General features: G+C 38.8%; 12 protein-coding genes. 8 read left to right on the plus strand and 4 right to left on the minus strand.

The features are described from left to right. Positions 1-197: 197 nt before the first annotated feature. Positions 198-605 (minus strand): type II toxin-antitoxin system Phd/YefM family antitoxin, encoded by a 408-nt coding sequence (locus ACN1CD_RS22565; protein WP_419132686.1) that lies wholly within the window; start codon positions 603-605, stop codon positions 198-200. 106 nt (positions 606-711) lie between these two features. On the opposite strand from ACN1CD_RS22565, the gene ACN1CD_RS22570 reads away from it, so the two are divergent. The 5 genes from ACN1CD_RS22570 (at position 712) to ACN1CD_RS22590 (ending at position 5,918) form a co-directional block, all read left to right on the plus strand. Continuing rightward, on the plus strand, positions 712-1,224 hold the full coding sequence (locus tag ACN1CD_RS22570) for a hypothetical protein (protein WP_419132687.1): 513 nt from the start codon (positions 712-714) through the stop codon (positions 1,222-1,224). Positions 1,225-1,226: 2 nt separating this feature from the next. Further along, on the plus strand, positions 1,227-1,433 hold the full coding sequence (locus tag ACN1CD_RS22575; protein WP_320463462.1) for a helix-turn-helix transcriptional regulator: 207 nt from the start codon (positions 1,227-1,229) through the stop codon (positions 1,431-1,433). Positions 1,434-1,514: 81 nt separating this feature from the next. Next, entirely contained in the window at positions 1,515-2,390 is an 876-nt protein-coding gene (locus ACN1CD_RS22580) for an ABC transporter ATP-binding protein (RefSeq protein ID WP_419132688.1), read from the plus strand. Between the two features lie 3 nt (positions 2,391-2,393). Continuing rightward, positions 2,394-5,561, plus strand: a complete 3,168-nt coding sequence (locus ACN1CD_RS22585) for a M1 family aminopeptidase (RefSeq protein WP_419132689.1) — start codon at positions 2,394-2,396, stop codon at positions 5,559-5,561. A 165-nt stretch (positions 5,562-5,726) separates the two neighbouring features. Next, positions 5,727-5,918: a cold shock domain-containing protein gene (locus tag ACN1CD_RS22590; protein WP_320463465.1), complete on the plus strand. Its 192-nt coding sequence runs from the start codon at positions 5,727-5,729 to the stop codon at positions 5,916-5,918. 243 nt (positions 5,919-6,161) lie between these two features. Here ACN1CD_RS22590 and ACN1CD_RS22595 read toward each other — a convergent pair whose 3' ends face one another. Beyond that, the gene (locus ACN1CD_RS22595) at positions 6,162-6,524 is read right to left on the minus strand and encodes a response regulator transcription factor (RefSeq protein ID WP_419132690.1); all 363 of its coding nucleotides are present in this window, start codon (positions 6,522-6,524) and stop codon (positions 6,162-6,164) included. Positions 6,525-6,737: 213 nt separating this feature from the next. Between ACN1CD_RS22595 and ACN1CD_RS22600 the strand changes: the two genes are divergently transcribed. Next, positions 6,738-7,817, plus strand: a complete 1,080-nt coding sequence (locus ACN1CD_RS22600; RefSeq protein ID WP_419132691.1) for a sensor histidine kinase — start codon at positions 6,738-6,740, stop codon at positions 7,815-7,817. A gap of 65 nt (positions 7,818-7,882) precedes the next feature. Here ACN1CD_RS22600 and ACN1CD_RS22605 read toward each other — a convergent pair whose 3' ends face one another. Beyond that, the gene (locus tag ACN1CD_RS22605; protein ID WP_419132692.1) at positions 7,883-10,681 is read right to left on the minus strand and encodes a PAS domain-containing sensor histidine kinase; all 2,799 of its coding nucleotides are present in this window, start codon (positions 10,679-10,681) and stop codon (positions 7,883-7,885) included. A gap of 681 nt (positions 10,682-11,362) precedes the next feature. Between ACN1CD_RS22605 and ACN1CD_RS22610 the strand changes: the two genes are divergently transcribed. Continuing rightward, positions 11,363-11,599, plus strand: coding sequence for a hypothetical protein (locus ACN1CD_RS22610; protein WP_419132693.1), 237 nt, complete (start codon positions 11,363-11,365; stop codon positions 11,597-11,599). 337 nt (positions 11,600-11,936) lie between these two features. On the opposite strand, the gene ACN1CD_RS22615 is transcribed toward ACN1CD_RS22610, so the two are convergent. Next, positions 11,937-12,875: a manganese catalase family protein gene (locus tag ACN1CD_RS22615; RefSeq protein ID WP_419132694.1), complete on the minus strand. Its 939-nt coding sequence runs from the start codon at positions 12,873-12,875 to the stop codon at positions 11,937-11,939. A 383-nt stretch (positions 12,876-13,258) separates the two neighbouring features. Here ACN1CD_RS22615 and ACN1CD_RS22620 point away from each other — a divergent pair, with 383 nt between their 5' ends. Continuing rightward, a complete protein-coding gene (locus ACN1CD_RS22620) occupies positions 13,259-13,714 on the plus strand; it encodes an alpha/beta fold hydrolase (RefSeq protein ID WP_419132696.1) in 456 nt (151 codons plus the stop codon). The last annotated feature ends 181 nt before the right edge of the window (positions 13,715-13,895 follow it).

The following is a 13,895-nucleotide window of genomic DNA, read 5'->3' on the forward strand; positions in this document are numbered from 1 at the left end:
CCTTTGTGTGTTGGGGAAACTTCGTAGGTCTCTTGAGATTTATTTTAAAACTGTCGAAGTCTTTCCGCGTATTTATTTGTCACTATAGTGAAACCGACATTGAATAAATTTACAGCTTCTTGATCATTGTCCATCCAATATTCAAAATCTTCCCAGGCCTCAGGTGTAAAAGCTAAGTTCATACTATTGTAGTATAGTTAGCCTTCGAGATTAAATAATTTAGTATTGCCTTGATTTAGGTGGTTGATAGCGCTTTCAAGGCGTTTGCAATTTGCAACAGTTGACATGAGGTGGGAAGTTTCAGTAAGCGCATTATACTCCTTGATCGAAATTACAACAACTGCATCATCTTCATTATTATTACGAGGAATAATCAGAACGTCTTCTGTTGCGCTTACCTCATCGAAATAGTTTTTCATGTTGGTTCTTAGGGAGGAAATCGTTACTACTTTCATCATTATATTATTGTACTTCCAAACGTATGCAGCGTTGTACGAAATAGCAAATAAATTGAATATTTTCAATAACAAATTTTTTCTATTTATAAATGGTCTTTCAAAACTATTGGTTTCATCGTTAACAGGCATAATGGAAAGCTTGAGCATATGAAAATTTAAGATAACTACTACTTAATAAATCATTAGTAAATATTTGATTAATTATTGTTTTACGATAATTAATAGTATAATTGCAGTAATTAATTCAAAATGTATGAAAACTGTTCGATTTGTTGCCAGAATACTTTTAGCCCTGAGCAGGATTTTAGCTTTAGGCTATGCGCTGTCTTTTCTGCTCTCGCTGATTGCATTATCTACCGGATGGTCCCTGAATCTTCTCGAGGGGAATCACCGCTTTGAGATTTTTTATCCCTTTACCCGTGTTCCTTATCTGTTAGGTACATATGACCGGGATTATATCTTAATGTTTTTGCTGTTATTGGCACTTTATGCGCTCTTCTTTTTTCTGGTGGGGAATGTATTTAAGGTATTCACGCTTCCTAAACTGTTTACGGCTTATGGTATCCGACAGCTAAAAAGGTTTTATCTCGGTAACCTGGTGCTGCCCATAAGTTCAGCCTTTGCAATTTCGTTGTTTTATGGAATCGAATCTCCTATGGTAGTTCTGGTGGTTTTACATATGCTGCTGGGTGTGTTCACCTATTTTATGGCGGCTATTTTTAAGGAAGGTTTTGTATTGCAAAATGAAAACGATCTGATTCTTTAATTATGGCGATTGTTGTAAATGTAGATGTGATGCTAGCCAAAAGGAAGATGCAGAGCAAAGAACTGGCCGAACTGCTCGGGATGACCCAGGCCAATATGTCGGTATTAAAAACCGGCAAGGCAAAGGGGATTCGCTTTGATACGCTCCAGGCGATCTGTAAGGCGTTAGATTGCCAGCCTGGAGATGTACTGGAGTATGTAGCGGATTAGCATTTTTTAGCTTTTTATGATGAATTATTAAACCCTCGGCAAGATGGGAGGGCCACCCTTTTGCCCAAAAATTATAGAAATATGAATTCACTTATTATTAAAAATCTAACCAAGACCTATAAAAATGGGGTCAAGGCTTTGGATGGCTTGTCGCTGGAAATTGGCAACGGCATGTTCGGTCTGCTCGGTCCAAATGGGGCGGGAAAGTCATCGTTAATGAAAACCCTTGCAGGCCTGCAGCAGGCAGACGGGGGAGAGGTTTGTTTTAACGGTACCAGCATTTTAGATGACCCCGGATCAGTAAAAAAAGACCTCGGTTTTTTACCGCAAGACTTCGGCGTTTACCCAAAAGTATCTGCCTATGATCTGTTAACCCATATTGCCACACTTAAAGGATTGGCAGATGGATCAGATCGGAAAGAGCAGGTATTGGCCTTACTACAGCAGACCAATCTTTATGCACAGCGGAATAAGGAAGTGCACACTTTTTCCGGGGGAATGCGACAACGTTTTGGGGTGGCCCAGGCATTGCTTGGAAATCCTCAACTTATTATTGTGGATGAGCCTACCGCTGGCCTTGATCCTGAGGAGCGCAACCGTTTTAACAATCTGCTGAGTGAAATAGGAGAGGAAAAGATCGTAATCCTGTCCACTCATTTAGTGGAAGATGTAAAGAACCTCTGTACCCAAATGGCTGTGATGAGCAAGGGGAGAATCATCGCACAAGGAAAGCCAGTTGATTTTATTTCAGGTATGGCTGGTAAACTCTGGCAGAAAACCATTCCTAAGATACAAAGAGCTGTTTACGAGCAAAACTTTGATCTCATTTCTGCCCATTTAAGTATGGGGGAACTGCTCGTTCATACTTATGCAGATAAAGATCCTGGTCATGGATTTGAACCTGCCAAAGTAACTTTAGAAGATGTGTATTTTCATTTGCTTCAATCAACGAATTAACGCATGATAGCTTTACTGAAATTTGAATTGGGCGCTTTTTTAAAGCAGCCCGGCATTTATATTGTCTTTTTTTTACTGTTTGCATTGGGATTTTTTATCGGCATTAAATTATCTTTCAGCCCAGGTAGTGAAATTTACTGCAATTCTCCATATGCCATTGCCAATATGATTGGCCTGTTGAGTTTGTGCAACATCTTTATCACTACGCTGCTTGCTGCACAGATTCTTTTTAAAGAACACGATTCCAGATTCAGTCTGGTCCTGTATGCAACACCCATAACCAGGTTTGAATATCTGTTGAGCCGTTTCATTACCGTGCTGCTATTGGGCCTGCTTTGTTTCAGCCTGCTCATATTCGGGTATTTGTCCGGGCATTTAGCCGACACTGATCGTGCTTCTTACCGTGCATTTAATCTTTGGTATTACCTTCAGCCTGTTTTAATATTGGGGTTCCCGAATCTCTTACTCTGCGCTGTATTGGTTAGCTCGGTTGCCTGGAGTTTGCGCAGTAAGCTGATGGTGTATTTAACGGGCCTCTTCATCTATATCATTTACCTGGTAATGCTGACCTATTCCGGCTCGCCAATGATGGCTTCCGGTCTTCCGCAATCCAAAGAAGCCCTCAGGCTTTCCGCCCAACTGGATCCCTTTGGTCTCTCGGCATTTTATGAGCAGACCAATTTATGGACGGTGGTGCAGAAAAATAATGAGGTGTTTGGCTTAAGTGGAGATCTGCTATTGAATAGAATTGGCTATCTGTTTCTATCATTAATGATTTTATCAGTGGTCTTTCTGCGCTTCCAGCTGAGGATTAAGAACAGTGGCGATCAGCGAAATAAGGCAGTTGAGGATAAAGCAGTGATTTTAAATCTGCCTTACAAATATCTCATAAGCCACCCCCATGGATGGAAATGTAATTATCAAGCCCTGAAAAGTCTGGTGAACATGGAATTTAAAGTGTTGGTGAAAAGTATTCCCTTTGTGCTGATTTCTCTTGGCCTGGTATTTTATTTATCCATGGAATTTTATGGAAGCATTGATCAGGGCATTCGCTTGCCTCAGCAATATGCAACCAGCACTTTGATGATCAATCGCATCCTGTTCAATTTGCCAGGTATTTTGATACTGGTCATCTTGTTTTATGCGCATGAACTTTACTGGAAAAGCAAGGAAGCAAGGTTTGATCTGATTGAATGCAGTACACCTACTCCACCAATCCTGCTGCTGCTCTCCAAGTGGATCTCGCTTTCCATTATAATTATTTTGCTAACTACTATTATTATCATCACCGGCATTGCTTTTCAGGTATTGTTTGACTACGTAAGGATAGATTGGCAAATCTATTTTACCCTGTATTGGCTGATTGATGTTCCACTGGTGATTTGTATTGGAATAACCTTGCTCTTGCAAAAGATAATCAACCTAAGGTGGACCGGCTTACTCATCAGCAGTGTTTTTATATTAGTTTTGGCTACTTCTTTGGGTAAAACATTAGGAATAACCAATCCTTTACTGCGCTTTGCGGCATCCTACTCGGCCAGGTATAGTGAGATGAATGGATGGGATAACTATTTGGTCAGCTTCTCCTGGAGATTGCTTTTTGGAATTGGCCTGATAAGTTTACTGTGGATGGCTAAGGCTTTTAGCTTAAGTAGGTTATCACTAAAAAAGCTGTTTAGTTTAGCCATACCTTTACTAATCATGTTGTTCAGCGGAATCTACATCTACAGGAAAAGCCCAAAGATTAGCGCCGATCAGGAAATGGGAAAGCTAGAAACTTATGAACGAAACTACCGTAAATTTAGCAATATCGCTCAGCCGGTGGTCACCAGTGTGAAGACCAGAATAGACCTTTACCCAGCTGAAAATACTTATCATGTGTCAGGCGTTTATGTTTTAAAGAACAAGTGGAAGCTGCCCATCAGCCAGTTGCTACTAGATTTTCATAACGCGATCCAGGTAGAGAAAGTAGTCTATCAGGTTGGGGCCAGGAGCGAAGTTTTAAGTAAAAAAAATGGGATGGTTCAACTGCATCAACCACTGATGCCAGGTGATAGTGCTATTTTTAGCTTCTCTTTTGGATCTGGATGGAATGGTTTCATTGGTCATGAGCCCTTTAATGCAATCGTTAAAAATGGTACCTTTTTACGCATTAGCAATTATTTTCCACGATTTGGTTATCAACCGGATAAAGAGATAAGTAGTGCTGCTGAGCGGCGAAAAAGGAGTTTGCCTAAACCTACCCCATTAATAAAACTCGAGGCACCACGGGGGCGGAATGATTTTATTAATCTGGACATGACGGTTTCTGTACCCATAGGTCAAAGGGTAATAGGTGTAGGCAATCTGGCCGGGCAATGGAAATCAAATGGGCGTAATTATTTTCATTATCAGTCGGCGGGTCCAATACCTTTTCGATTTGGCCTTTCTGCTGCGGCCTATAAATTAAAGAAGATGCGCTTTAAGGGAATAAATATTGAGGTTTATTATGATGAGCGACATTTTGAGAATGTTGCGCATCTCATTAAAAATGCGGCCAGAACACTAGATTATTGCCAGACTAATTTTGGACCATATCCATATAAGACCATTCGCTTTGCAGAAGTATCTTCTTTTACAGATGGCTTCGCCGGAACTGCTTATCCGGCTACTATATTTATGACTGAACAACTGATTTTTCATAATAATCTTCGTACTGACCGAGGCCAGAATGTGATCAATGAACTTGCCGCACATGAATTATCCCATCAGTGGTGGGGAAATGCGCAGCTGGCACCAGATGAGCGGGAGGGTTCGAAGGTATTAACCGAAACGCTTGCCATGTACACCGAGTTGGTGCTGGCTAATCGATATCTGGGCATTGATGCGGTAAGGGACAAAGTCAAAATCCACGAGCAGATTTATCTGAATGAACGTGGTTTCGGGGAGGAGGTGCCGCTATTTAGGGCCAGGCCAGAGGATACCCATCTGTATTATTCAAAGGGACTGGTGGTGATGGCTAAATTAAATGAATTAATTGGTGAGAAAAGGATCAATTTAGCATTAAGAAACCTTTTAAAGAAACACGCCTATCCAAATCAACCACCAATTTCTACTGATTTATTGATGGAGTTGCATCGGGTAATTGATGTTTCGATTCATAGTAAAATTGATAAGTTATTTGATCGCTGATGTGTTTGCGTTACCATTAAAATTGGCCGGAATATTTTAATGCTTCTAAATGAAGCGAAAGATAGTGCGCATTTTGAACTTAGAAATATTTAATGAAAAGTGATTTCAATGATTTATTTGTTTAAATTGCATTAAATAATCTATTATAAACATTAAACATCAGTAATGGCAACAGGTACAGTAAAATTCTTCAATGAATCAAAAGGTTTTGGTTTTATCGTTGAAGATGGTAGTAAAAAAGAAATTTTCGTTCATGTTTCAGGGTTGAAGAATGATATCAGAGAAGGTGACGTTGTGAACTTCGAAGTACAACAAGGAAAAAAAGGTGAAAATGCGGTGAATGTTACAATAGCGTAAGCATTTCATTAATCTTTAAAATGCAGGTAATTACATTTTGCCTGCATTTTTTTATTTTGTATTGATCATTCAGTTGAGCCAAATCGCTGTTTTTGAAACATATTAGCTATAATGATGCCCAATTTGAGCAGTTCTCCATTTAGCTTAAAAGGATTGCCAACCAATTCAATTGGTATGCGGTTTGTCATTTGCACTAGCCATTCCTTTTGCCTTCTTCGCCTTTTTTATAACCACTATTAAAAATCATAATTGTACATTTTTCACCTTCATAAGTAGTTTGTCTATATCAAAAGGCTTAGATAAATAGTCATCAGCACGACAATTTGTAGCAATCGATTGCAGGTTTTTTTCTGCTGAAAGTAAGAATACAGGCAATTTTTCAGTTAAAGCCAACCCTTTAAGTTCTGCACAAATTTCATCGCCGCGTTTGGGTGATCCGGCAAGATTAACATCAAGCAGCACCACATCTGGAGAAAGCAGACCAATATCAGCTGCTGTTTGACTTTTAGTAAAAGAACTAACATGATAACCCTCGTTTTCGAAAAGGTAGACCAGAAGTTCCATAATATTTAAATCATCTTCGATTATTACGATGCGCTTGGCCATGATCAAAGATGGTTAGTAAGTATAATGACATAACCAGATATATCATACATTGTTTTTATTATCTAAGTTTAGGCCATTCATGGCTTAAAAAAGGTTTCGATAAAAAATGCATACTGCTTAAATACAAAGCCAGCTTGAGGTATTGGTGAGGAGCCGGATTTATTCTGTACCTTGTAACCCGCCGCTCTGGACTGATCCGGTAGGCAAATTTGTATGCAGAACAAAACCGAAAAGATCAGTACGCTGATTGAACTGAATGAGGAACTGGAGAATTATTTCAGAAACACGATCATACCACAACTTTTCATCGATGCACACCTGATCTTAAGAAAGTTTACTCCGCCTGCCATGCGTCAGTTCAGTCTCAAACTCTCAGATCTGGGCAGGCCTATTGAAGATATCAAAGAAAATTTCCGCTTTCCGACGATTATTGAGAATATACATCACGTGATCGATACCGGCGAGGTTTTGGAAAAGGAAATCCAGACCACCGATCTCCGCTGGTACCAAATGAACATTCTTCCTTACATCGTTCAAAAGAATAAAAAGACAAACGGGGTGATCATTACCTTTGTAGAAATTACCATGCGCATACGCGACCTGAAAGAACAGGAGAAACTAATTGCTGAGCATGAACTTCTCCTGGATACGATTTCTCATGATATCAAAACACCACTAACCAGCCTTGGCCTGACTATAGAAATGTTGAAACAGTTACCAGAGAAGGGAATGAAGCGTTTTCCAGTACTTATAGTAAAAGTAGAGAACAGCCTGATCAAAATGCAGCAAATTATATACGATCTGACTGATTCACGCCAACAGGAGCATCGCTATAAGGCTGTAGAAGAATTGCTTAGCTTCGAGCATATTTTAGAAGACGTAAGGCTAACCCTCGCATCTCAAATCAAGGAATCTAATGCGAAAATTAAAACAGACATCAGTTGTTCTGAAATTGTATATGTGCGGCGCAAGCTTCGAAGCGTGGTATACAACCTGGTTAACAATGCGATCAAATACCGGGCTGAAGAGCGATTGCCTGAAATTCTGATCAAAACATATAAAGAGCATGATGCTATAGTAATCGACATATCCGATAATGGTATCGGCATTCCTGAAACTGAGATGAAAAGCATTTTTCAAAAATATCAGCGGGTATCTCAATCTGGAGAAGGCTCTGGTATCGGATTATATTTAGTTAAAGAGATTATTGAAGCATCGGGAGGAAAAATCACGGTTACAAGTGATCTGGGCAAAGGTTCAGCGTTTAAACTGTATCTGCCGATTACAACTTAGCACTTCTTATCGAATGATTTTAACCATTTCCTTATTCCTGAATAAACAGATAATTAGGTCGAAAATCAGGTGTTATTTGGTAGATGTAATACAAACGTCGAGCCCTTACCCAACTCACTCTCCAGCGAAATCAAGCCACCATGCCGGGTAACAATCCCATGTGCTAAAAATAATCCGATTCCGAACCCACTAAAGAATTTTTCATTCCGGCCGTCAACCCGGTAGAAGCGTTCGAAGATCTTATCCTGGTCTTTTTTATTGATCCCTATTCCGTAATCCCGTATGGCTATTTGAGCTTGATTATTAACCAGAGAAACATCAATATCAACCCTTTTATTTTCAGGCGAATACTTTATGGCATTAGAGATCAAATTAATCAGCACCTGACTAATTCTATCTCTATCCGCATTGATAATGATTTCATTACCTGCGGTTAAACTAAAAATATATTGCTGATGGCTTAACCGAAAATCTTCAACTACCTCTTTAACAAGTATATCAATTGCAAAATGCTCTAACCTTAAGTCCATTCTTCCCGCATCAAGCCTGCTCAAATCAAGCATATCTCCGATTAATGATGTTAATTGTACTATCAAATTATCTATCCTTGTCAAGGAAGATTGGAGCTTTTCTATCGAAGGCGTCAAAGTCTCTTTACTGAGCAATCGTAAAGCCAGTTGAACATGGCCTTTAATAGAGGTAACGGGCGTTTTCAGTTCATGACTCAACATACTCACGAAATCAGTTTTACGCTGATCTTCCTCCTTTATCTCCTGAATATTAGTGGTAGATCCAACCCACATTTTCAAATTACCCTGTTCATCATAGATTGGAGAAGCAACATTTAAATGCCATATATATTCTCCGTTCCAGTTTTTAAAACGCATTTCTGAGGAATGGGCTACATGATTAATTGCGGCATTTTCAAGTCCCTTTTGCAGGCCATCAATCTCATCGGGATGAATCATTTGGTAATAACCAAAATCGCGAAGATCCTCAAAATTCATTCCTGCAAAATCCAGCCAATGTTGATTAAAGAAAGTTACCTTCCCATTGGGCAGGGCATTGGAAATCTTTGCCGGTACAAGATCTGCAAGGCTTCGGAAATGCTGCTCACTTTCTTCAATTGATCTTCTGGCGTTTACCTGCTCGGTGATATCTGCTGCTACAACCAGAATATCGGAGACCACTCCGTCCAGGCCTGCAACGGGTTGATAAACTACATTGAAGAAAATCTCCTTCATTTCTCCATCATGCTCCAGAATCGCACTGATCTCATTTGCATAAAATGGGGTATTTGTAGTAAACACATTATCCAGAATATCCAGAAATGGTTGTCCCTCCAGTTCAGGAAGGGCAACAGATAGTGGAAGTCCAATTATTTTCGAAGTTTTCCCCCATACTTCCAGTATCTTATGGTTAGCCGTTTCTACTATTAATGCTCTTCCCTGTAAAACACCAATCGCCACTGGTGCTTCCTCAATAAAAAATTTGAAACGCGATTCACTTTTTGCCAGTTTATTATTCGCAATAGATAGGGAATCGTTCACAATCCCTAACTCTTTTGTGTATTTTTCTAGAAGTTGTCTGGATTTAACCTTGTCTGTGATTTCAAATGACATTACCAATACCCCATTCCAATTTCCAAAAGCATCTTGTAAGGGTTGGTAAGTGTAGTCAACAAATGTTTCCCTTATAGAGCCATCAGGCATTGTGAACAGTACGGGACTTTCTTTAACATCAATAATTTCGCCCGTTTCCATTACCCTTCGCAATTGCCCGGCAAATGGCTGGTTAGCGAGATCAGGTAAAATGTCGAGGAATTTTTTACCCAACACTTCATCTCTGGTTCTGTTCCAGTAATTTAAATTACTATCATTGATCATTTCCACAATGAGGTCATAACCCCTGATCACCACAACCGATGCTGGTAGCATATTTAAAATCTGCTCCAGGTTACCATTTGCCTCATTCAGTAGATTTCTCGAAATCTGTAATTCTTCATTGGTGGCATTAAGTTCTTCGTTTGTAGCTTCTGCAGAACTGTTTAAGGCTTCCAACGCTTCAGATAACCTGAGTTTTTCTGATTCAGATTTTCTATGTTCGGTAACATCACGGGTGGTGCCTGAAATGGCGGTCACTTTTCCTTCAGCATCAAATACTGGTGTGAGAATGTAATCGTATGTCCTATTTCCAAGGGTCGAATGTGGAAAACCTACTTCGCCGCGAATCGACTGACCGTTTGCTATAATCAGATCTAACTCCTGTTCATGCATCCGGGCATGCCAGGGTTCATATCCATTTTCAAGTAGTGTTTTGCCAATAGAATCACCCCAGCTTTTTCCCCACATTTCTAGAAGGGCCTTATTTGCATAGGTGAAACGATAGTTCAGGTCAAATACATAAATTAAATCAGGTGTATTAGAGGTAACCGTTTCGTAAAGTCGCTGATGTTTTTCTGCAGATTCCTTTGCTGCCTGAAGCGCTAATTCTGTATTTTTACGGTTGGTAATATCTGCAGCAGCGCCAAACCATTCAATAATTTCACCTGATTCTCCTAATATAGGTACGGCTCTGGAAAGCGTCCAGCCAGTAGCGCCATCTATCCGTAAAACCCGATGTTCCAGTTCAAACTTCGTTTTCTCCGCAATGGATTTTGCAATAGCTGAATTAACCATTTCCATGTCTTCGGGATGAATATTTCTTTCTTTCCATCCGGTGATAGGGGATGAGGTACTCCTTGAAAATCCTTTTCCATCTAGTTCATACATCAACTCCCAATCCGGGCTCAAACGGTAAACAACATCAGAAATCGCAGATACAAGTGCACGGAAGCGCTCAGGGTTGCTATCTATTTCGCTCATATATTGGGGGTGATGAATTTGCAAATAATTTCTGCAAATTACTAAAAATATTATTTTAAGATGTGAGATTTATACTGAAGCCTATCGCGTATTTGTTAAGTTTGATCCTCTGCAAGGATGATTTTTAAATTTTGATATTGGATTTTATCACTTTGTGGATTCATTTCGAGCGTATTGATGGCAATGCTGTGCCTGAAAATTGAATAGTTCGAAATATAAGGTTTTTAAGCATATTCTTAAAAAGATTGTATCCTTATATTTCTTTTAAGCTCCCGTATTTTATGTCTTATGTTCATGGTTGGTGGCTCACCAACCATTAGAGATATTAAGTTATATCTCGTCCGATTGTCTCATCTTGAAAAGGTTTACATTGAATTTATAGGCGAAAATGTTACCACACTTTGATTCGAAACTTTACTTTAGTCTGTTTAAATGAGTGAGTGTATCAAATTTTCTATTTTCAATTTTTGCCTGGTAAGTATTAATACTGATACGTACGCAAAGGATTAAGAAAACAGCTGCTTTGAAGATACCTATCTCCTTGCTGTAATCATCTATTTATAGGAAAATTTGTGTAAGAAAAATTTTTAAGTAATCCAGAATTAATCCCCGGGCAATAATAAAAATATTAATGCCGCTATTTCTGTGTAGGTTAGTCCAATATTAATACTCGAAATCAACATGACCTATTTACCGCATCTCATCGGCTCTGACTTGAACAAACTTAAACATGAGTTATCAGGATCATTAGGTGTGATTAAAATGTTGTCCAGCGCATTACTTAAAGATAGTTCAAACAAAGAAAAAACTCAAAAATTCCTCAGGCTAATAGATTCTTTAGCTGCACGAAATATCAAAATTTTAGCAGACTTTAAGATCCAGGATATAAAGCTATCAACCGGTTTAGATAAGAAGTGAACGCTAAATTTAGCTTTGACAACTTTTCTGGTACGCTAGAACGAAAGTTGTCAAAGCTGGTATGCTCTTTTATCTTAAAGATCAGATACACCTGGAACAGTTTATCGGAAATATTGAGAAACCCACTTCATCTCATTCAATAAGAATTCTGAAACATTTTTTAGTGAAACAAAAAAGTGTTTACAAAAAAAAAATTACTTCACAGAATGTCAGCTCAAATTTTGCCTTTCCAAAGCATATTGCTATGCACACGGAATAGATTATAGTACAAGGCCCGGATTTTACCAGGCCTTGTAATTAATAAAACTATAATTTATGCTACCTATCTACAGTAAGATTATTTACTATCATAATCACTCCATTGAGCTACCCCTGTTGGCTCGGCGTTGATCACTTCTTCACTTCTTTGTTCACTAAGCTGTATGTTAAGCTTTTCAGTTGCGTCGAGTTGGGCTTCCTTGCTGCTGTCGGAAATCGATAATCCATCTGTTTCTTTAACATGGTTTATTGGATCTGAAATATATTTCCATTCCATACCCATGCCTGGCATTTCTCCATCATTCCATGGACCTTTCGCACTTTTTTCCGGCGAAAAATTAAAATACTGCTGTGTAAAACGTGGATCTGCCTGCAGTACGCCCGGAGGGAAATTAGGTTGAATGGTTTCCAATGCTGCCTCGAACATTTTGTAATGGGCTACCTCACGGGTCATTAAAAATGAAAGGGTTTCTTTTACGTATGGATCATCGGTAAATTTCATCAAATGTTCGTAAACAAGTTTCGCACGAGATTCTGAAGCAAGATTACTTCTAAGATCTACAGTAAGATCTCCATTTGAATGAATATAAGAAGCGCACCACGGAATACCCTGACTATTTCTTAGGGTTGGACCACCACCGGTGATAATTGGAAATTGTTGATTAGCCGATAATGCAGCATGAATGATTGATTCTTTGGTCGCTTTTCCCTCCATCACCTGCATAATTTCACTTTGGTCAGCAGCATCTTTTAGTGCTCCATTCACCCCTTTAAGGAGCATTTGAATCGTTGCACCAACAATTTCAAGATGTGAGAATTCCTCTGTTGCGATATCCATCAGCATATCATACTTATCCGGATGAGGTAATTTTGCGCCAAACGCCTGAGTGAAATATTGCATAGCTGCTGCGAGCTCGCCGTTTTCCCCGCCAAACTGTTCAAGCAAGATGTTCGCAAATATGGGATCTGGTTTTGATACCCTTGCGTTAAATTGAAGGTCTTTTGAATGATGAAACATAATGTTTTGTTTAAGTTGTGAATATTTAGAACTATGCCTAAACAGAATAAGTTTAGACTCATTTCTACTTAAACTTGTGGAAGCGAAAATTATTGATCAAATATCCTAGAAACCAGTTCTTGTTACTTACTATTCACCGATAGTGAAATTTTAAACCGTTTTTATACGCCCGTTTGCGGGAATAGTTCTTCTTTTATTATGGTAAATACGCTAAATTTTCTATCCGATAAAATGAATTAAACTTTATCGAACATAAAAGGTTCAACGTAAAAACTGTTGTTATGCCCATTCTAATTTTAGGTTACCTGTTATTGAATTTTTTAACTATTGCCAGCACTTGGCTGGAAATTTATCTTTGGCGGTAATGGTACCTGCATAAAGATTTGATAGATCCGCAAGATGTAGATTATGCCCAGCGCTGTTTAATCGGAGCTATTGTATTATTGATTTATTTCCTATTGGGTAAAGGCTTAATCAGGTTACTGATCAGCAAAAGGCGTAGGGGAGAGGATCAGCCAAAGGCAGAACGTTACCCTGATCAGCAAAGACTTGAACGGCCGGATGGTAGTATTATTAATGTAGAACATGGTGGCGAAAAAGGAAAGCAAACCATCATATTCATACACGGCTGGAATTCCAATAGCATGCAATGGTATTATCAGAAGAAATATTTCGAAAGAGACTATCACCTGGTTTTTATGGATCATGCCGGACTTGGTAAATCAAAGCGTCCTGATAATAAAGATTATAGCCTCGAAAAATTAGCAGGAGACCTGGATGCTGTCATTACACATTCTGGTGCAAAGGATCCGCTCTTGTGGGGACACCAATGCTATTAACTTATCGATATAAATATTTGAAAATCAAATATTTATATCGATATTTAATTATTGAAAAAGCAATATAAAGATGAGTATAATTTCTTCAAATCAAAAAGGGGAGCAACATAAAGTGGCTCCTAAAAAAAACATTTGATTTCATTCAGGATAAAAATAATTTTTCTCAATATTTTAAAGAGCC

The organism is Pedobacter sp. N23S346 (assembly GCF_048515415.1).
GTDB lineage: Bacteria > Bacteroidota > Bacteroidia > Sphingobacteriales > Sphingobacteriaceae > Pedobacter.